12 protein-coding genes are annotated in these 20,747 nt (G+C 75.1%); 1 reads left to right on the top strand and 11 read right to left on the bottom strand.

Annotation, left to right across the window (positions count from 1 at the left end; all coding sequences use genetic code 11):
• Positions 1-12 precede the first annotated feature (12 nt).
• The 11 genes from ACFWEE_RS06915 to lanKC form a co-directional block, all read right to left on the bottom strand.
• Complete coding sequence (locus tag ACFWEE_RS06915; protein ID WP_386887067.1) at positions 13-3,327, bottom strand: adenylate/guanylate cyclase domain-containing protein; 3,315 nt, start codon at positions 3,325-3,327, stop codon at positions 13-15.
• Positions 3,328-3,425: 98 nt separating this feature from the next.
• On the bottom strand, positions 3,426-3,626 hold the full coding sequence (locus ACFWEE_RS06920; protein WP_386887069.1) for an aroma-sacti cluster domain-containing protein: 201 nt from the start codon (positions 3,624-3,626) through the stop codon (positions 3,426-3,428).
• Complete coding sequence (locus tag ACFWEE_RS06925) at positions 3,626-4,354, bottom strand: iron-containing redox enzyme family protein (protein WP_386887071.1); 729 nt, start codon at positions 4,352-4,354, stop codon at positions 3,626-3,628. The genes ACFWEE_RS06920 and ACFWEE_RS06925 overlap by 1 nt, the downstream gene beginning before the upstream one ends.
• Positions 4,351-5,433 (bottom strand): radical SAM protein, encoded by a 1,083-nt coding sequence (locus ACFWEE_RS06930; RefSeq protein WP_386887073.1) that lies wholly within the window; start codon positions 5,431-5,433, stop codon positions 4,351-4,353. Before ACFWEE_RS06930 ends, ACFWEE_RS06925 begins: the two co-directional genes overlap by 4 nt.
• Entirely contained in the window at positions 5,415-7,379 is a 1,965-nt protein-coding gene (locus ACFWEE_RS06935; RefSeq protein ID WP_386887075.1) for a BTAD domain-containing putative transcriptional regulator, read from the bottom strand. Before ACFWEE_RS06935 ends, ACFWEE_RS06930 begins: the two co-directional genes overlap by 19 nt.
• 165 nt (positions 7,380-7,544) lie before the next feature.
• Positions 7,545-8,846 (bottom strand): MFS transporter, encoded by a 1,302-nt coding sequence (locus ACFWEE_RS06940; protein WP_386887076.1) that lies wholly within the window; start codon positions 8,844-8,846, stop codon positions 7,545-7,547.
• 36 nt (positions 8,847-8,882) lie between these two features.
• A complete protein-coding gene (locus ACFWEE_RS06945) occupies positions 8,883-11,615 on the bottom strand; it encodes a hypothetical protein (protein WP_386887078.1) in 2,733 nt (910 codons plus the stop codon).
• A 263-nt stretch (positions 11,616-11,878) separates the two neighbouring features.
• Entirely contained in the window at positions 11,879-12,019 is a 141-nt protein-coding gene (locus ACFWEE_RS06950) for a hypothetical protein (RefSeq protein ID WP_386887080.1), read from the bottom strand.
• 430 nt (positions 12,020-12,449) lie between these two features.
• Positions 12,450-15,542, bottom strand: coding sequence for an AAA family ATPase (locus ACFWEE_RS06955; protein WP_386887081.1), 3,093 nt, complete (start codon positions 15,540-15,542; stop codon positions 12,450-12,452).
• A 250-nt stretch (positions 15,543-15,792) separates the two neighbouring features.
• The gene (locus ACFWEE_RS06960; RefSeq protein ID WP_386887083.1) at positions 15,793-15,927 is read right to left on the bottom strand and encodes a hypothetical protein; all 135 of its coding nucleotides are present in this window, start codon (positions 15,925-15,927) and stop codon (positions 15,793-15,795) included.
• A gap of 63 nt (positions 15,928-15,990) precedes the next feature.
• Positions 15,991-18,552, bottom strand: a complete 2,562-nt coding sequence (gene lanKC / locus ACFWEE_RS06965) for a class III lanthionine synthetase LanKC (protein ID WP_386887085.1) — start codon at positions 18,550-18,552, stop codon at positions 15,991-15,993.
• 302 nt (positions 18,553-18,854) lie between these two features.
• Here lanKC and ACFWEE_RS06970 point away from each other — a divergent pair, with 302 nt between their 5' ends.
• Positions 18,855-20,555: a hypothetical protein gene (locus ACFWEE_RS06970; RefSeq protein WP_386887087.1), complete on the top strand. Its 1,701-nt coding sequence runs from the start codon at positions 18,855-18,857 to the stop codon at positions 20,553-20,555.
• Positions 20,556-20,747: the final 192 nt, after the last annotated feature.

The raw sequence follows: 20,747 nt of genomic DNA on the forward strand, positions 1-20,747 counted from the left end.
CTTCCCTTCTGTTCATGTACGGTCCGGTCCCGCGTCGGGGCTCGTGGCCCGGCCGTCGGGTACGGCGGTGCTGTCGGCGGGCAGGAGAGCGGCGGCCCACCGGGTGCCGGGCAGGTGTCCCTTCGCGTCGAACCACCGTCCGGCGCGGGCGGCGGCGGCAGCCGCTTCCGGAACCCGGTCGAGCAGCCGCAGGGTGGTGGCCTCGTCGAGTGCGGCGTGGGCCCGTACCAGCGGGGAGTCCGTCCGGTCCGCGGCCCGGGTGGCGCGCGCGGCGAGCCAAAGGGCGCGGTCGGCGTCGCCCCGGCCGGCGGCGAGGCGTGCCCGCAGCCCGTCGCGGTCGGCGGTCTCGGTGTCGTGTCCGTCGGTCCCGGGGCCGCCGCCGGGCGGACCGGCCCGCTCGTCGAGGATGCGGCGGGCCTCTTTCGGGTCGCCGGTGTCCAGATGGAGCCGGGCGGACTCCAGGGTGACGGTGCGCAGCAGCGACGTGGCGCCCAGGGCCCGTGCGGCCCGGGCGGCCTCGTCGAGCAGGGCGAGGGCGGTGTGGTGCTCGCGGGCGGCACAGTGCACGGCCGCGCCGAAGAGCGGGAGGAAGACGCCGGCCTCGGCGAAGCCGAGTTCGCGGGCGAGCCGGTCGGCGCGCGCGAGGTGTTCGCGGGCGGCTTCGTGCTCGTCGCGCAGGGCGAGGAGGACGGCGAGCGGGCAATTGAGCGTCACCTGGACGGTGCGCCGGCCGCGGCCGTGGTCGGCGAGCAGGGCGCGGCAGCGGTCCACGGCGGACGGTACCGGCTCGGGCCCCCGCCACAGGGAGACGCCGATCGCGCCCAGGGCGGCGGCGCGTTCGGGTTCGGCGTCGGCCGAGATGGCCTGGCCGAGGGCCCTGAGCAGCAGCCGGTCGGCCTCGCCGTGCCGGCCTCGGCCCTGGTAGTGCTGGGCCAGGCGCAGGCAGGCGCGCGCCTGGCCGAGGTCGTCCGCGGCTGCTTCGAAGACCGGCAGGACGGCCAGCGCCGCCTGCGGTACGGCGTCGGCGCCGGGGGCCGCGTCCACGGCGAGCGCGAGACGCGCGTAGGCGCTCTCCTCGGGGTGTTCGACGGCGGCGAGGGCGGTACCGAGCAGGGCGCGGCCCCGTTCGGTACGGCCGAGGGCGAGGTTGGCCTCGCCGAGCCTGCGGGCGGTCGGCACGGCGGCGGGTTCGCCGGGCCGGTTGAGGGCGAAGGCGCGGGAGAGCAGGTGCTCCGCGCGGAGGAGGTCGGACCGGCCGAGGGCGCGGCCACCCGCCTCGGACAGTGCCTCCGCCGCGCCGCGCCGGAGTGTCTCGGTGTCCGCGTCGGTGATGCCGAGTTCACTCCGGTAGAGGTGGGCGAGTTCGAGGTGTTCCCCCACGCCCGCGGGGCCGGCGGCGCGGGCCGAGGGGAGGGCCGCGGCGCGGGCGTGCAGGTCGGCGCGGGTGCGCTTGGACATGCACTGGTAGGCGACCTCCTGGACGAGTCCGCTGGTGAAGCGGAACGACACGGCGTCGGCGACCGGAGGGGGCACCGGTTCGATCAGACGGCGGCGGCTGAGTCCGAGCAGGGCGGTGCGCAGCGCGGACGGCCCCGGGGCGGGCCGGTGCGGGGTGCCGCGGTCGGCGAGATCGGCGAGCTCCTGCACGGTGAACTCGCGGCCCAGCACGGCGGCGAGGTCTAGGGCGCCGCGATCGGCGGCGCCGAGTGCGTCGACCCGGGCGCCGAGGAGCGCCTGCACGGTGGGCGGCAGCTCGGAGGCCCGCCCGCCGCCGGCCCCGGCGGCCCCGGCTGCCACGTCGTCGATGTCGCCGTCGAGTGCGGAGAGCAGGTGTTCCAGGTGGAGCGGGTTGCCGCCGGTGCGATCGTGCAGGGCCGGGCCGTCGAGGTGGCGCTCGGCGCCGACGACGAGTTCGGCGGCGAGCCTCGTGCACTCCTCCGGGGACAGGCCGTCGAGGGTGACCGCGGCTCGCCGTGGGGTGGACCAGGTCTCGGCCGCGTCGGGGCGTGCCGGGCAGACGAGGAGTACGGGGGACTGTCCGAGCCGGGTGACGAGCCGGTCGAGGACGTCCAGCAGCAGGGGGCCGGCCCACTGGCAGTCGTCGACGACGAGGACCACCGGCCGCCGGGCGGCGAGGGCCGTGAGCACCCGGAGGAGGGCGTCGCAGGTGTCGTCCACGGAGGGATTGGGCGTGCCGTCGAGAAGCAGGCCGCCTTCGAGCACGGCCAGGGCTTCAAAGAGGGCGGGGCGCTCCGCCGGGGCGGCGGAGCGGTGCAGGTCGCAGGGGCAGAGGGCGTCCGGGCCGTCGTGCGGTGCGGTGCGGCGGGGAGCCGTGCCGGGCGGTTTAGTACCGGGCGGTTCGGTACCGGGCGGTGCCGGGCGGTGGGGTGCGGGCAGCAGGTCGGCGAGCGCGTCGGCGAGCGGTCCGAGGCTGCCCCTGCCGCCGTAGGGGCGGCAGCGTCCGGAGCCGTGTACGAGCGCGGTGGGGCCGGTACGTTCCAGCCACTCGTGGACCAGGCGGGTCTTGCCCTGTCCGGCCTCTCCGGAGACGGAGACCAGCCGGGCGCCGCCACCTCCCGCCGTACGGGCCAAAGCCTCGTCGAGTGCCGCCAGTTCGCGCCGCCGTCCGACGAAGCGCAGATCGAAGCGGCGCAGCGATTCGGGGTCGTCCTCGCCGAGTCCGAGCAGGCGGTGGGCCATGACCGGGTCGGTCTTGCCCTTGAGCGCGAGGGGGCCGACCTCCTGGGCCCGCACGGTGGAACCGGCGGCGAGCAGCGTGTCCGGGCCGATCAGGACCTCGCCCGGGCCCGCGTTCTGTTCGAGCCGGGCGGCGATGTTGACGGTCTCGCCGGAGACGAGGGCCTGCCGTGCGGAGGAGTCGGCTCCCGCGACGACCCGGCCCGTGTTGACGCCGATCCGGACGCCCAGGCGCACCCCGAGTGTGGTGTCGAGGTCCGCGTTGAGCTCGTCGAGGGCCTTCAGCATGCCCAGGGAGGCCGCCAGGGCGCGCCGCGCGTCGTCCTCGCGTACGGTCGGCACGCCGAACACGGCCATGACGGCGTCGCCGATGAACTTCTCCAGCGTGCCGCCGTACGTCTCGATCTGACGGCGCATGAGCTCGAAGTAGCGGAGGGTCACTCCGCGCAGGGTCTCCGGGTCGAGGGCGCCGGACAGCGCGGTGGAGCCGACCATGTCGCAGAAGAGGACGGTGACCACCTTGCGGCCCTCCTGCGGCGCGTCCCGCGGGGCCTCGGCGCACGGCGTGCCGCAGGAGGGGCAGAACCTGGCGCCGGACGGCAGCGACTGGCGGCAGTAGGTGCAGGACATACCGGCCCACCTTCGGCGAGATCGTCGTACGGACAGAAGCCCCGCGCGGGGCTCCCGGGGGTGTGCCGGGAGCCGCGGCACACCCCCCTGGTCCCGGGTCAGAACAGCGCGCCGCCGGCGATCTCCGCGTGCGCCTGCACCTCGGGACCGACTTCGTCGAGGCGGCTCTTGATGTCGATGAGCAGGGAGAGTTCCTGCGGGCTGAGTTCCTCCAGGACCTCCTGCTGTTCCTCGGTGAGGGCGTCGAGGGCGAAACCCGCCTTCTCCAGCCGACGCAGGGTGTGCTGCCGATCGGTCATCACGGTCCTCCGGGTGCGGTGAGCCTGACGAACAGACGGGTGATCCCGTCCGCGGCGTGGAGGGCGCTGACGGCCACGGCGGTGAGCTGCGCGGGCGTCAGCGGCAGCTCGTCGAGGAGGGCGTCCAGGTCGGCGGCGTGGCCGCCGTCGAGTACGGCGTGCTCGTGGACCGTGCGGAAGGCCGCCGGGGGCAGGCCGGTGTCCCGTGCGAGCCTCGCGGCCAGCCCGGGCGAGGGCGCGTTCTGCTCCAGGGTGAGGATGTAGCCGAGCAGGGCGACCGGGTGGTGGTGCTCGATCCAGTAGTACTGGGCGCCGACGAGTTCGGCGACGGCGGTCGGAGGCTGTGCGGCGAGGAGCGCGTCCGGGTCGCCTCCGGCGGCGGCGAGGTCGTCGAGCAGCCAGGTGTCGTGGTCGCGTTCCTCCTCGACGTGGGTGGCGAGGTAGCGGCCCAGTCGTTCGGCGAGGGGGTCGCCGGGGGTTTCCGCGCAGCGGCGGGCGGCCAGTTCCATGAGGGGGACGGACGCCCGCACGAGCGCGTGCATGGTGGCGAGGTAGCGGAGGTAGCGGGGGCGGAGCCCGGCGGGCTGCCACAGCGCCGCGCAGGCGGCCCGCAGGGTGGGCGCGGCGAGCGCGAGCCTGGTACGCAGCACGGCGGAGGCGGTGGCCCGTGCCGGGGCAATGGGCGGTGCCGGGGCGGCGGGTGCGCCCTCGGTCGCGGAGAGGGTCATGGCCGGTCTCCGTCGGCGGTGAGGGTGACCAGACCGGCGTAGGCGGAGGAACCGTGCCGGCGGACGAAGGCAGCCGGCCCCGCCGCCAGTTGGGACCGGGTGGAGTGGAGGTCGAGGAGTTCGCCGACCGGTCCCGCGCCGTCCCGCGCGGCTCCGGCCAGCACCTCGGGCCGGTCCGCGATGTTCCGGCAGGTGGCACACCAGCCGCAGGCGGGCGTCCCGGGCGCATACCGGGCCGTGAGGTGTCCGGGGCCCACGACGCGGAGCAGGCGCAGCACCGGGGAGGCGAGGGAGCGGCGGCGTACCGTACTCCAGTCGTCCTCGGCGACGTGCCCGAGGAGCAGGTGGGCGGGTACGGGCCGGGCGTCCACCGTCTGCTGGTTGCAGCAGGCCACGACCGTCCCGTCGAAGGCGACGGTCGGCCACGCGGCCATCGGGCAGGGCACGGCCGCGCCTCCCGCGGTGTCCGGCCGGGTGGCGGCCCCGGTCCAGGACGCCGCACGTCCGACCGGGCGGACGTCGTTCACCAGCATCGGCACATGGTCGGCGAACTCCCTCCGGACGGCGGCGACGACGTCGGCGAGGTACGGGTCGTCCGGGCCCGTCCCGGTCAGGTGGAAGCTCGCGGGCACTCCCGCGTCGAGGACGCGCCGGACGGCGGCGAACACGTCGGCGCGCGCCACCTCGCGTTCGTGGTGGACGTCGAGGCTCGCCGAGAAGTGGTCGGCCGCCGTGATCGCCCGCATGATCCGGGCCGGTACGCTGCCGCCTCCCCGGGCGAAGAACATGCCGCTCAGCAGCGCGGTGCGGGTGCCCGCCGCGCGGGCCAGCGTGGCGAGTCCGGCGGCGAGACCGGGGCGCAGCAGCGGTTCGCCGCCGGTGAGGAGGACGACCCGCGGGGCGTCGTCGACGGTGAAGGAGGCGACGAAGCGGCGCAGCCGGTCCGCCGCGGTCTGCTCGCCCGCCATCGTGGAGGAGGTCGAGCAGTGGGCGCAGGAGAGCGGGCAGCGCCGGGTGAGCGTCAGCAGGAGGCCGGCGGCCGGGACGGGTCGCAGCGCGATCAGCTCGCCCAGTTCCACGTGGTCTCCCCTTCCGCCTGGTCGTGCGGTGTCGTGAGCACTGTGGCGCCCCGCGGTTCCCGTCCGGTTGCCCGGTGGTTCACAACCGGCATATCCGCTGGCCGGTGGGGTGCGGTGGGCGGTTCGCCGCGTGCGCCGAGCTCCCGCAGGTAGAGGTGCGCCAGCCGGGGCAGCTCGTACAGGGCGGCGTGCGCGGTGACCTCGGTCGACGGGCAGACCAGCGCCCCGGTGTCGATGAGCAGTTCCAGGACGCGCAGCGCGGCGGGCTCCGGACAGTCCAGGGCCGTCGCGGCGTCCCCGAGGGTGAAGGGCCGGGCCAGCGGCAGCCGTCCGAGGCGCAGCAGCGCGGACCGGCCGAGGTCCGTCAGGGTCCGCCAGCCGTCCGCCATCCGGCTGCGGACGGCGAGGTCGCCCGCGGAGAGCTCGTCCATCACGGCTTCCGGCTCGGACAGCCGGGCCGCGTACTCGGACAGCGGCAGGTGGCGCAGGACGGCCAGCCGCTGCCCGCTGATCCGTACGGCCAGGGGGGAGAGTCCGCCGGCCTCGACGATCCGCCGGGCGGAGGCGCGGTCGGCGCGGACGCGGGCGGGGCCGACGATGCGGCCGAGCAGTTCCATCGACTCCTCGACGGTCAGCGGCGGCATGGCGATGCGGTGGACACCGGACAGCCCGGCGAGCCACGAGCGCGAGGCGATCACGGCCGCGCCCGCGCCGGTGCCCGGCAGCAGCGGCCTCACGGCCGCCTCGTCGGGGGCGTTCTCCAGGAGCAGCAGCACCCGGTGCTCGGCGAACCAGTCCCGCCACAGCGCCGCCGCCTGCTCCGGGTGGTCGGGCAGCAGCGCGGTGACCCGGTCGAGCCGGGCGGCGCGGGCCAGCTCGCCGAGGACGGCGGTGAGCGGCTGCTTCGTACCGTCGGCCCGGCTGAGGTCGACGAGGAGGCGGCCGTCCGGGAAGTGCGCGCGCAGGGAGTGCGCCAGATGGACCATCAGGGTGCTCTTGCCGCTGCCCACCGGTCCGACGACCGCGGTGACCTGGCCGTTCCCGCGTCGCACCGCGTCACCGAGCTCGGCGAGCTGTTCCCGGCGACCGGTGTGGTCGGGCGTGTCGGGGGGCAGCAGCGTCCGTGCGGGGGCCTGTCGCGGGGCGGTGGCCCCGTGGGGCGCGGGGGCGCCGAGCGTGCCCGCCAGCACCACGCGGTACGCCTCCTCCATGGCCGCGCTGGGGGGCAGCCCCAGTTCGCGGGCGAGCATCTGCCGCAGCGTCTCGTAGACGGCGAGGGCCTCGCTCTGCCGTCCGGCGCGGTGGAGCGCGACCATCTGCACGGCGCGCAGCCGCTCCCGCAGCGGGTGCAGCTCGGCGACGTCGGCGACCGCCTCGGCGACCTCGGCGTCGCGGCCCAGGGCCGAGGCGGTCTCGGCCCAGGTCTCGTACGTGGAGAGGTAACGGTCGGTCAGCCGGTCGGCCTCCGCCCGCAGCGGCTCCGAGTCCGCCAGCTCCGCCAGGGGCGGGCCCTGCCACAGGTCGAGCGCGCGGCGCAGCAGCTCGGTGGCGGTGTCCGGGTCGCCGCCGAGGGCGGACTCGCGCCCCGCCGCGGTCAGGGCCCGGAACCTCAGGGTGTCGGCCTCCTCCTCCGAGACGCGCAGCAGGTAGCCGCCGGGGACGAGGTCGAGCCCTCCGGGCCGGCCGGCCTCGCACAGGAGGCGTCGCAGTGCCCAGACGTACTTCTGCAGGTTCTTGCGGGCGGTCCGGGGTGCCTCGCCGGGCCAGACGGTGTCGGCCAGCGAGTCCACCGAGACGGGGGTGTTGGGGTGGCACAGCAGCATGGCCAGGACCGCCCGCTGCTTCAGCGGACCGAGGGCCAGGGCGTGTCCACCGCTCGTGACGGTGAGCGGGCCGAGCAGCGAGAACCGCACGGCGTGGGGGGATTCCTCGTCGGAAAGAGTCATGCGGGCATTCCTTCGGCGTCCGGGGGCGCGCGTCGGGGGGCGCGGTGCGACCGTTTGCCCGCACATCGTGGGGGCGGCACCGTGCGGTGCGCATCGGTGTATCGCCCCCATATTCGTGCGGCTCCGCCGGACGCCCGTACGTGGGTCCGGCGGAGCCGCACGGCGTCACACGGCCGCGGCGGGTCCGGCCTCCGCGACGTCCGGCGCGTCCGGGGCCGGCTTCTGCTCCTGTTCGTCCCGCGCGCGCAGGTCGCGGGCGGCGCGTACCGCCGCCGGTCCGACCGCGCCGACGACCAGCAGCCCGGTGCCGATCAGCGCCCACAGCGCCGTACGCACTCCGAGCAGGTCGCCCAGGTATCCCCCGGCCAGCGCACCGGCCAGCGCCGTCGCCGACATGATGACCTGGAGCGCGGCCATCCCGCGGCCCATCATCGCCTCCGGGACGTCCGTCGCCAGTACGGACACCAGCGCCACGTTGGCGACCGCGCCGAACAGCACGGGCAGGCCGAGCCCGAGCGCGGCGCAGAACACGGCCAGCGGCAGCGGCCCCGCCGCGACGGGCAGCGGTATCAGAGACGCCAGGGCCGCCGCGAAGCACACCAGCACCGTCAGGCGTGCGTCGCGCCCCGGGCGCAGCAGCCGTCCGGCGAGAGCCGACCCGGTCAGCCCCATGACGCCCGACAGCACGAACGCCAGCCCGTACACGCCGACCGGCAGGTGCACCGTACGCAGCAGGAACGGGCCGGTCAGCGTCGCCACCCCGGTCATCGCCGCCGCCGGGGCCACGATGAACAGCAGCAGGGCACGGTGGAACGGATGGCCGGCGAAGAACCGCAGGCCGGCGGCGGCTCCGCGGACGCCCTCGCGCTTCTGGCCGGCCGTCTCCGGCACCGCCGCCGCGCGGTCCGGGGACCGCATGCTCAGCAGCGCCAGCGCGCTGAGGAGGTAGCTGACGGCGTCCGTCCCGAGCGCGACCGCGCTGCCGAACAGGGCGATCACCGGTCCGGCCAGGATCCGGCCGACCAGCGCGGCTCCGAACTGCCCGGCCTGCAACCGGGCCCGCACCGGTCCGATCGCCTCCGCGCCGACGAGCTGACGCAGGTGCACGAAGTACAGGGAGCCGAGCAGGACCCCGAGGAGCCCCTGGACGAGACCGAGGCCCATCAGCCAGACGATCGACGCCACCCCGTGTCTCAGGGCCAGGGCCACCGCGGCGACCGAGGCGGCCGACAGCAGGTCCATCAGGATCATCGCCCGCCGCGGGCGCTCGATGCGGTCCGCCAGGGCGCCCGCCAGGAGGCCGAGCACGATGCCCGGCACCGTGCTCGCGGCACTGATCAGGCCCACCTGTCCGGCCGTCGCCCCGAGTTCGGTCAGGGCCACGACCGGCAGGGCGATGGCGGTGAACACGGAGCCGAACGACGAGGCGGTCTCCCCGCACCAGTAGAGGTTGACGTCACGTCGCACAGGCACTCCTGGGAGGGAAGGGAAGGAGAGAGCTCTTCACGCGTGCCGGTGCGGCACCGGGTCGACCGTGCGGCCGGGACGGTCCCCCTCGCGGGAGGGGACGGGCCGTGCCGCCCCGGACAGCGAGTCGACGGTGAACAGGGCGTCGGGCCGCGGGGACAGCAGCTCGGTCAGGAAGAGCAGCACACCGGCCGAGCCGCTCCACAGGTCGGCACTGTGGCGCAGCAGTTGGTCGCCCGGCAGCCGTACCCCGGTGGCGTGCGGCACCGCGAAGCCGAAGAGCTTCCGCGCGGTCCGTACCGCCGCCGCCAGGATCTCGGCCGAGCCGGTGACCGCTGCGTGGTCCGCGAGGGCGAACCCCAGGCCCGAGAGCCCCTGGAAGAGTCCGGGCATCACGGTGTACGTCACGCCCATCACCGGCAGCAGCCGGGGCACCGCCGCGGCCAGCCGTTCGTCGTCGGCCACCGTCAGGTAGCGGGACGCCACGTGCAGCATCCCCGCGGATCCGCTGTACAGGTACGGCATGGCCCGGCTGTCGGCCGTCGAGACGGGGAAGGTCATGCCCGCTTCCTCCGGCGCGGTCTCACGGTCCAGCTCGTGGTGGAGCAGCCGTACTCCGCGGTCGAGGAGCTTCCGGTCGCCGCAGACCCCGGCCAGCTGGTGCAGCATCAGGGCGACCCCGGTCCGCCCGTACGCCAGGCCGGTGGCGTCGTACGGCCCCAACCTGCCCGCCAGCGCCTCGTCGTCCGGCAGATCCCGGGCCAGCGCGAGCGCCCGCTCCACGTGGTGCTCGTCGCGGGTGTGGCCGTACAGCGCCAGGTGGCCCAGGGCGAGTCCGGCGGCGCCTCCGAACACCGTCGCGCTCCGGGCCACCAGCGGGTGCCGGTCCGCGACCGCGAGGATGTCCCGGGCCTCGTCCACCAGACCCTGGTCGGCCAGCACCCGGGCGATGCCGGCGGCCCCCACGTACAGCCCCGGGGCGAGGTCCGCGGCCTTGTCCAGCCCCTCGCGGCGCAGCCGCTCCAGCATGCCGTCCGGCAGCGGCCGGCCCGCCCGGTGCAACGCGTGGGCGACACCCGCCGCACCGTAGGCCAGGCACAGCATGTTGGTCCGGTAGCCCTCCACGACGGTGGGGAACATCCGCTCCGGGTGCCCGACGTCGGCCATCGCCACCAGGGCGTCGGCCACCGAGTCGCGCAGACCGGCCAGGTGCACGAGCGGGGCGGCAGCCACCTCCTCCGGGCCGGGCAGCCGCGGCTCCCCGCTCGGCGCGTGGTACCTCGTGACGCGCCGCCACAGCCGCTCCGGCACCCCGCCCACCTGGTCGATGCCGTACCGCAGATGGTCCAGCACGTCGGGGTTGCGGAGCACCACCTGGTGGAACGGCGCGACGAGCAGCTGGGCGAGTGCGGAGACGCCGTAGTCGTCGAACACCGACGGGTCGTTCCCGATCAGCCGGTGCGGCGGCGTGAAGCCGGGGGTCCCGGTGGCGCTGAAGTCCGCGTCGGGGCGCTGCGCGGCCTCGAAGTCGACGAGCCGGACGGTGTCGTCGTCGAGGACGAGCACGTTGCCGGGGCTGATGTCGACGAAGAGGTAGCCGCAGGCGTGCAGGCGGGCGAGGGCCTGGTCGACCCCGTCGATCAGCGTCTGGCAGCGCGCGAAGTAGGCGGCGACGTCCGTCCGGGTCGAGCCGGCCCGGATCAGCGGGTTGGTGACGGCCATCCACGCGTTCATCGCCCTGCCGTCGATGAACTCCGTGACCAGGAAGTCGTGTTCCCAGGCCGTGAAGTGGGCGAGCGGCTCGGGGGCCAGCCCGGGGGCCGCGGTGTGCAGGGCCCGCAGGGTCTCCCACTCGCCGCGCAGGCGCGCCCGGGCGTCACGCCCGTCCGCCTCGACGGCGGTGTGCGCCCGGGCCTCCTTGATGAACACCGGCCGACCGGTGGCCGCCTCGTGGCCCCGGTACGCGCCCCCGGCGTTGCTGTGCCGCACCACCGAGTCGAAGACGTACCCGCGCAGCGTCACCGGCTTCGGGGCGCGCTGCGTCGTCTCCGGAGCCGTGCTTTCCGGTGCCTTGTCCGGGGCCTTGTCCTCTCGGGCCTTGTCTCCTCGGGCCTCGGCCGCTGCCCGGTCCGGGGCCTTGGCCTGCGCCGGGGGACGGAACGGGTCCTGGACGCCGTCCGGCGGCCGGAACGACGATCCCCGCACGTCCTCCACCAGGACGCCGTCGTCGCCCCGGGCCAGCAGCACGCGGGTGCCGTCCGCCTGCACGCGTGAGCGCGGCACGAAGGCGCCGTAGCGGTAGTGGACCGTCCGGGAGTCGCCGAAGCGGCGGTCGGTGAGGATGAACGGCCCGTCCTCGTCGGCCAGGGCCTCGCGCAGGGCCTCCATCAGCCGACGCGCCGCGGCCTCGTCGGGCGGGTAGGCGGCGATGAACTTGCCGCTCTGCGGCCGGGGGGCGTGCTTGTGGTGCGCCCACTGGTGGAAGAGCCGGCACGACAGGTGCTTGAACGGGACGTCCTGCTCGAAGCAGATCGCGGCGACGGTGTCGAGCACGGCCCGCAAGCGGTCGGGCTTCGCCGAGACATGGACCTTCCAGCCGTCCTCGACGCCCAGCTTCCGCCGGAACCACATGGTCCACACGGTCGATTCGGCGCTGCGCCACTCCGGCGGGACCACAGCGGGACGGTAGACCTCGCCGCGGTCGGCCGCCGATTCCAGCGGGGCGTAGAACTCCGGATCGGCGACGGCGAACGCGAGCGGCTGGTGCATGCTCTTCCCTTTCTCTTCCCGCGGCGGAGAAGGCGTTCCGCGGGACGGACGTCGGACACGGCCCGTGTGCCGTGGAGTTGCTGGTAGCGGCACCGAGGAGACGCCCGCACCGTGGAGTCGCGGCAGTGCGGAGTCGCGGCGGAGCGGCGGGCGCGATTCCCCCGGTCCCCCGGTGCGCGCGCCCGCCGCTCTGCTCCTCCGCCGTGTTCCGGCCCGGGGCCGGACACGGCGGAGGACCTGCGTTCCGGCCGGGGCCGGACGGGTCAGGAGGCCTCTTGGACCTTGCAGACCGCGAGGCTCACGGTGCTGATGTGCGCCAGAACGTCGTCCTCCTCGCCGCCGCCGAGCTCCTGCAGCGGGAGAACGGTCTCGTCGGTACCGGTGGGCTCGATCTCGTCAGCCATGGTCGTCTCTCCTTGGTCGATGTACGGAACAGGGGGTGGTGCTGCCGCCTTGGCAGACGGCCCCGGCCCGAGCCGTGAGCCCTTCGCCGATGGACCGAACGCTAGGCGCGGCCACTCCGGGATCGGACTACGCGCGGTGCGGGATCGGTATCGCCCCTGGTCGGAGCCCCGGCCGGGATCGGGGAGCCGATGGCTCCGACGCCATCGGCCAGGCCACCGGACTCCCCCGGTCATTCGGCACACGGGTCGGACCTGGGGACACACCGAGGCAGGCACGAGGGCACACGCGAGGACGCGCCGCGGACACGCCGAAGCCGGTACGGACACATGTCGGGAGTCGTTACGGACACACACCCGGGCCCGGTACGGACACACACCCGGGCGCCCGAGCCCGGCACGGCCCGCGAGATCCCCCGCCCGACGCGCGGCCTCAGGTCAGCGCGGTCTGCAGGCAGGCCAGCGCGCGCAGCGCGGACCGCTCGGACCGCCCGGTCTTGCGGGCCAGACCGGCGATGTGTTTCTCCACGGTGCGCGGCGAGATGGAGAGGCGGCGCGCGATCTCCGGGTTGCTCAGGCGTTCGGCCAGCAGCGCCAGTACGTCGTACTCCCGCGGGGTCACGCCGAGTTGCCGAACGGCCGCCGGGACCCTGTCCCGGCCGACGCGCCGCTGCCGCACTCCCGCGCCCGACCTGCGCAGCAGGGCCCGGCACGCTCCCGCGACCGCGGTGACGTCCGCCGCGTGGAAGTACTCCTCGGCGGCCCGCAGCCACTCCACCGGATCGCCCCAGCCGTCCTCCTGCGCCGCCTCCGCGACGAGGCGCAGTCCGAGGTGGTGGGCGGCCGGGAAGAGGGTGCCGTACGCGGCGCGGACCGTCGCGAGGACGGCCACGGCCTCGCCGTCCCGGCCCTCGCGGCCCAGCAGCACCGCCTCGGCCATCAGCAGGAACTGGTGGTTCCAGGCGAACTCCGCCGCCGGGGCCGCGCCGTGCTCCCGCAGGGCCGTCCGGCCGGCGCGGCCGGCGAGGACGTCGAGGAGCGGGCCGAGCCCGTGACTGCCCGACAGGTGGAGGACGTCGGGATGTGTGGCCTCCCGGGCGGCGACGGCGGCCAGCTCCCGCACCGCCGCCGGGCGGTCCTCCTCCATCAGCGCGCAGAAGGCCCGGCACAGGCCGAGGACGACGGGTGTGAGGAGGGAGTCCGCCCCGTCGGCCCGGTGGAACCGCTCCAGCTCCCGTTCCATCTCACCCCGGCGCCCGCGATGGGCGGCGAGCGTCGCCGAGGCCAGCAGGAGGCGGCGGCGGGTGGAGTCGCGCAGCCGGGCGGTCGCCGCGAGGGAACGGTCGACCGTCTCGCGGGCCTGGTCGTACTCGGCCCGCAGCACCGCGTGCAGGGCGAGCGTCCCCTCGGAGTCCTGCGCCGGCGCGATCGCCCCGAGCTCCCGCGCGGTCTGCCGCGCCGCCTCCAGTCGGGCCGGACTCCCGGTGCGTGTCAGGGCGTTGACGCCGAGGCCGACGAGGGCTTCCGCCCGCCACAGCGGCAGGCCGTGCTTCTCGGCGACGCCCAGCATGCGTTCCAGGCAGGCGTCGGCCCGGCCGGGACCGCGTTCGCGGCCCAGCAGCGCGAGCAGGTGCAGGGCCTGGCACTCCACCACGGGCAGCGACGCCCGCTCCGCGGCCTCGACGGCCCGGCGCGCCGACCGCTCGGCCTCCGCGAGGCGGGTGGGCCGGTCCGGACCACCGCGGCCGACCGGACCGGGAAGCAGCGCGAGGTGTCCCTCGACCACGGCGAGGGCCGCGTCCGCCCCGGACATTCCGGCGGCGGCCCCGCCTGGACCGTGTGCCGTAAGTCCCGCCTGTCCTGCCCGTCCTGCCTGTCCCGTCCGTCCTGCCTGTCCCGCCTGTCCCGCCTGTCCCGTCCGTCCTGCCTGTCCCGCCTGTCCCGTCCTCCGGGCGGACGGCGCCGCTTTCGGCACACGCCCCAGCTCCGGCGCGAGGGCCCGGGCCGCCGCCAGCTGCCCGCGCGCGTCGGCGCCCCGCTCGGCCAGCGCGGCGTCCCGGGCGAGCCGGAGGTGCAGGTCGACACGGCGGCCGACGTCCGGTGTCTCCGAACCCACCATGTCCAGGGTCTCGGCCAGCGCGAAAGCGCGCTCCAGGCGGCCTGCTCCGGCGAGTGCCTGTGCGAGGGACTCGACGACGGACGCCCGGTCCTCCACCGGAGCCAGCTCGGCCGCCCGCTCGAACAGCGCGACGGCGGATTCGCACGCCCCGCGGGCCTGGGCCCGCCGGCCCGCTTCCGCGTACCCGGCGGCGGCGCGACCGCGCTCCCCGGCCGTGGTCCACAGGTCCGCGACCAGTCGGCACCTGTCCTCCGTCGGCAGCGGACCGGCGTTCTCCAGCGCGGTGGCCGTACGACGGGCCAGCGCGGCACGTTCGGGCGGGGTGGGCACGGCGAGCAGCGCCTCGGCCGTCAGCCGGTACCGGAAGGCGTACCGGTCGGTCCCGTCGCCGACCGGTGTGACGAAACCGGCGCGGGTGGCGGCTCCCAGGCACGCGAACAGCTCCTGTTCGCCCGCCCCGAGGGCCAGGTGCAGCGTGGCGGCGGAGAACCGCGGCCCCAGGCACGCGGCCGTCAGCAGGAGGCGTCCCACCGCCGGGTCCAGTCGGGCGAGCCGCTGGGCATGGCTCTGCACGACGGACGCCGGCACACCGGTCGCCGGGTCGCCCACCACCGTCACACCCGTCGGGGCCACCCGCACCGCGCCCGACCCCACCATGTCCGAGAGCAGTTCCTCGGCGAGGTAGGGGTTTCCGCCGCCGTACGTGGTCAGCCGGTCGACCACGACGGCCGGCACCCGGTCCGCCGCGACCTCCAGGCAGCCGGCGGCGACCGCCCGTATCCCCGGGGCGTCCAGCGGACGGAGTGTCAGTGCTGCCGCCGTCCGGCGGCGCACCGCCGCGTCGACGAGTTCGAGCACCGCGACCGGCTCGGGGCGCAGCGTGCCGACGATCAGCACCGGCAGGGTGGCCAGGTTGTCGACCAGGTAGTCGACGACGGCCAGGGTCTCGTGGTCCGCCTCGTGGAGGTCCTCCAGCACCAGCAGGCAGCCGCGCCCCCTCCCGAGCACGGCGAGCAGGCGGAGCAAGGCCTCGGCGAGTTCGACCAGGTTCTCCGGGCCTGCCGCCGCCCGCCGCCATTCGGGGACCACGCGCGCGAGCGCGGGGCGATAGGGCTCCAGCTCCGGGTCGGCGGGCAGCCCGTCGGCCCGGGAGTACGAGGCGAGCGCTTCCACGAGGGGGCGGAAGGGTCCGGTGAGACCCGTCGCGCTGCCGCGTCCGCGCAGCACGCACACGCCGAGCCGGGCCGCCCGGTCCACGCTTTCCCGGGCGAGCCGGGACTTGCCGATGCCCGCCTCGCCCAGCACGAACACCGAGCCGCCCCGCCGCGTCCGCAGGCGCCCGAGGGCTTCGTCGATGACGGCCAGTTCGGCACGGCGGCCGGTGGTGACGGGGGAAGTGGCACGCATGGCGGGGACTCCGGTTCTGGGGCGGCCACCGGTGGGCGAAGGACGGTGCGCCACCGCACCGGCAGGCTGCCGGAATCAGGTCCGGCGGGGCGGTGCGGTGCGGGGCCCGTCCCCCTTCGCTCCGTCGGCGCTTCGTGGTTCGGCTGCATACCGCGGGTGGCGGGCGGTGCCGGTTCCCCCGGCCGTCGCGCCGCCCCGGTGCCCCGGCCGGCGGGTTCGCCGGCCGGGGCACTGGCCGTTCATGGCCGGATCAGCGGGCTACCTCGGCTTCGCGGGTGACGCAGCTGCCGAAGACGCTGATCGCGCTGCCCCGTCCGGTGTACGCGGGCGCCTCGGTGTCCACCGAGGTCTCCTCCAGGCCCTGCAGGGCCAGAATCGCGTCCATGCTGATTCCTCCTCTTCCTCTTCTGTGTCGCCGGACCGGCCGGTTGTTCCGGCCGACCGGGGTTCAGGGGGTGTACGGGCCGGGGAGCAGCCGTACACCGGGGCCGTCGAGCACCCGGGCGAGGGCGAGCAGCACTCCGGCGCTGCCGGACCCCAGGTCGGCGTGGAAGCGCTCCTCGGCGGCGCCGAGAACGCGGAGGCCGTCGGGGTGCCGGATCGCGTACTTGGCGAGTCCGGTGGCGACGCGCAGTGCGGGCCACCGCTCGCCCGGCCCGCCGGCGTGCTGGGCGTGTTCGGCCAGCGCGTACGCGAGTCCGGCGACGCCGGAGTAGAGGCCCGGATCCACGGTGCAGGTGATGTGGCACGTGGACACGATGGAAGGCAGCGTCCGCGCGCAGCGCTCGTCTCCGGTCGCGGAGACCAGCCTGGTGAGGGCCAGGAGCACACCGGCGGACCCGTCCCACAGGTACGGCAGGTTTCTGGTCTGCGTGGTGTCCCGGAACAACAGCCCCTTGTCGCCACCGTCGACAGCACGGTCGAGCTCGGCGTGCATCAGGGCGACCGCTCCCCGGAGGTAGCGCGTTTCGCCGGTGTATTCGCCGAGGGCGTGCAGGAACAGGGCAGTTCCGGCGAGACCGGACGCGAGTCCGGGAACACCGGCGTCGGACACCAGCCGTCGGCCGTCCTCGACGAAGGAGTCCCCGGTCCGGGTGGCGAAGGCCAGCCGGTGGTCTCCGCCGAGTCCGGCGTGCAGCGCGAGGTGGGCCAGTCCGATGCCGGCGGCGCCGTGCGTCAGCCGGGCCGAGGCGAGGCTGAGCGGATGGTGCGCGGACGCGTCGAGGACGTCCCCGGCTTCGTCGTCGAGGCCCAGTTCCGCCAGGACCCAGGCGATGCCCGCGGTGCCGTTCTGCAGGCCGGGCGCCAGGGTGGTGACGCTCGCCAGCGCGTCGCGACGGAATCTGGCCACCAGGTCGTCGGGGATCTCGGTGCCGGACTGCCGCAGGGCGTGGAGCACACCGGCCGTACCGTGTTCCAGACAGTGGGTGTTCACGGTGTAGCCCTGCGGCGACGGCGGGAACACCCAGTCCCGGCCGTCGGGCCTGGCCATGGCCAGGAGGCCGGCGGTGATTCCGGCTCGCAGACGCTCCAGCGCTCCTTGCGGATCCGCGTCGAGTGCGGCTGCCGTGGGCAGGTCGTGGGTGGGAGCCGGGTCGTCGACGGTGGTGGCGCCGTGGTAGCGGGTCGCGACGCGCCACAGCTCCTCGGGGACCGGCGCGACCTGTTCGAGGTCCCGGCGGTAGAGCTCGGTACGGCCCACCGGGTCGCGTTCCAGCGGCTGGTTCAGCGGGAAGAGGGCGAACTGCGCCAGCCCGGAGAACCCGTACTCGTCGTCCTCCACCCCCGCCTCGACCAGGGCCGGCGACGGCTTGTAGCCCGGCGTGCCCATCGGATGCGGCTTCTCCGTCAGCGGGTTGGCGGTCTCGAAGTCGATCAGGCGCACGCGCAGGTCGTCGAGGATCATCACGTTGCCGTGGCTCAGGTCGCCGAAGCGCAGACCGATTCCGTGCAGCCGGTCGAGGTCGGCGCGCAGGCCGGCCAGGACGCGCTCCACCTCGGCGAGGTACGCGGCCTGCCGGTCGGCGGCGACGTCGAACCGGCCCATCGTCGTTCTGGCCGCGACCCACTGCACGAAGCCGGTTCCCTCGATGAACTCGGTGACCAGGAAGGCGTGTTCCCACTCGGTGAAGAAGTCGACCGGTTCGGGGCAGAGCCCGGGCGCCTGGGCGTGGACGCGTTCGAGTGTCGCCCACTCGTGGCGGAGCCGGTCGTGGGCGTCGGTGCCGTCGCCCATGAACCCGTTGTGCGCCCGTGCTTCCTTGACGAAGACCGTGCGGCCGGTGCGGGTGTCGGTGGCCCGGTAGGTGCCGCCGCCGTTGCTGTGGCGGATCGCCGCCGTGACCTCGTACCGCCCGTTCAGCAGGATCGGTCCGGCATGGGGCCGCACCGGCGGGCTGAACGGGTCCTCCACACCGGGCGGCAGGACGAACCGGGCGGACCGCACGTCAGGGACGTCGTTTCCGTGGCCGTCGCGCACCAGTTGGAGGTCCGTGCCGTCCGCCTGGACCCGGGAGCGGCTGCGGTGGGCTCCGTACCGGTACTGGACGACGCCCCCGTCCCCGTAGCGGCGGTCGCTGAGGATGTAGGGTCCGACCTCGTCCTTCAGGTCGGCCGAGAGCCGGTCCATCAGCCGCCGGGCGGTCTCGACGTCGGGCGGGTAGATCGCGCAGAACTTGCCGGCCTGCGCCCGGTCGACGTGCTTGTGGTGGAACACCTCGAAGAACAGCCGTGCGGAGAGGTGCTTGAAGACCAGGCGTTCGTCGAAGCAGGCCTCGGCCACCGTGTCGAGCGTGAACCGGAGCCGCTCGGGCCTGGTGGACACATGGACCTTCCAGCCCTCTTCCACGGACACCCGGTCGGCCGGGCGCCAGCAGGTCCAGACGCCGTCGTCCGACCCCGTCCACCCGTCGGGAACCGTGCTCGGTGCGTACGTCTCGCCCACGTTCGAGGCACGGTCCAGCGGAAGGTAGAACTCCTTGTCCGCCAGCGTCAGCCAGAAGGGGTGCATCGTCCGCTCCTTCGCGGGTCCCGGTCTCCGGGGAAACGGCCCCGGCGCCGGAATGGACGCTAGCCAGGCGCCGGACACGCCCGTAGCCGCCCGTTTGGGCGGCTTGCGGGGACGGCCGCGCCGGACGCCCCCTCCGACACCGCCCGCGTGCCGCACCATCTTGATGCCGCACCAGGTCTGGGCACCGCGCGCCGCACTCGGTATCGTCCTGCGGCGAGCGGTCGGGGCAGCCTGGAGGGACGGTGTCCGTGAGTGGTTCGGGGAGATCCGCCTTAGCGACTCAGGAGAAGCTGCGTGCGGCCGTGGCCGCGCATCCACTGGTCAATCTGACCGGACCGCTCGGGGTCGGCAAGTCCGCGCTCGCGGCGGGTCTCGGGGACTCGGTGAGGGTGGACCTCGACCGGCCCGACGGGCTCGTCGCGCTGCGGCGGGCGCTGGCCGGCCCGGCGGGGCGGACGGTGGTGGTCGACAGCGTCGACGGCCGGCTGCGACGGGATTCCCTGTACGGCGAGTTCGAGCGCCTCGGCGACGAGCGGCCGGCGGTGGTCGTGGTCAGCCGCAGGCCGATTCTGGCCGATGCCCTGTGGACGTACTCGGGCGCCGCGACCGTCACCGCGGCAGCCGCCGACGAGGAGTGGATCGCCGAACGGGCCGCCGCTGTCGAGGACCCGGACGGCCGCACCCTCGTGGTCCGGCTGGCGGCCGGCGTCCCGCTGATCGCCGACGCGGCCTGCCGTGCCCTGGAAGGGGGCATACCGCCGACCGCCCCCGGAGCGGTCGCCGACCAGGTGGCCGAGGAGGTCCTGGAACGGCTCGGCCGGGAGCTGCCCGGCCGGCAGTGGCGGCACGCCGTGCGGCTGCTCGCCACCGTGTGGTCCGGGGACGAGCGGCTCGTGCCGGGCGGCCCCGACCACTTCGCCTCACTCGCCTCGCTCAGCGTCGTCGGCCGGGACACGCTGGGGCTCCGGATCACCGAGCCGTACCGGACCGTGTTCGAACTGGCCTACCGGTGGAGACGACCGGAGGCGCACGAGAACGTCCGCGTCCGTGCCCGCGACTACCGCCTCGCCCTGCTCCCCGGCGCCCGCGACCACGCCGAACGTGCCGCCCTCACCGAACAGGGGATCTTCCTCGGGGCCACCCCGTTGATCCGCCGGACGCTCTTCCCGGCCGACCAGCGCGCGGTGCGCGTCCGTGCCGCCGCCGCCTCGGACGCCTCCGACGTCGGACGGCTGATGCGCCAATGGGCCCTGGACAGCGGTTTCGACCGGCGTCGCTGCGACCGGCTGACCGAACGCTGGGCCGGAGAGGACATCTCCGCCTTCCACATCGTCCACGACCGGCACGAGCGGGCGATCGGCCTCGCCAACCTCATGCCGATCGACGAGCGGACGACCGCGAGCATGGAACTCCTGCTCCAGCAGCACAGTACGACCCTGGCCGAGGGCGGCCTCTTCCTGGGCGCCGCGCACTGCCCCGATCCGGCCGTCCGCGCGCACCTGCTGCGCCACATCCTCCGGCAGACCGCCGGCCGAGGAGGACAACTGGTCGTGTCCACCGCGAACCCCGAGTACCAGGGCCTCGTGCACAGTCTCGGCTTCCGGAACCACGGCGTCACCCGGGACGACGTCTTCCACTGCGGGCGCCGTCCGGCGGTCTACACCAACGACTTCTCCCCCGCCGCGCTCCCCTGGTGGCTGGGCAGGATCACCGGCGCCGGCGGCGGGCGCCCCCCGGAGGGAGAGGGCCCCGCCGGCCCGCACCTCGCCCCCAAGGAACTGCAGATCCTGCTGGACTACGTCTCCGGAATGACCCTCAAGTCCGCGGCACGCCGTGCGGGCGTCACCCCGAACACGGCGAAGGACTACCTCAGCCGGGTCAAGTCCAAGTACCGGCTGGCGGGAAGGCCCGCCTACACGAAGATCGACCTGGCCCACCGGGTACGGGAGGACGGTCTCGCCACCGGAGGACCCGCCTCCCTCGCCGCGGGTCCGGCCGTGTAGGCACGGGCCTGCTCACTCACGCCCCCGTGGACCGCCCCCGTGGACCGCCCACGGGGTCCTGTTCGTCGCAGGGGTTCACGGCATCTGGCGCGGCCCGTCGAGGGCCGGGCCAGCGCGGCGCAGAACATACGAATTCCTCCGCGAGCAGGGCAAACCTTCGCGCCGTCGGCCTCGAATGCTGGGTGGAGAGCG

It is taken from the genome of Streptomyces sp. NPDC060184, from assembly GCF_042728795.1.
In the GTDB taxonomy this organism is placed as follows: domain Bacteria; phylum Actinomycetota; class Actinomycetes; order Streptomycetales; family Streptomycetaceae; genus Streptomyces.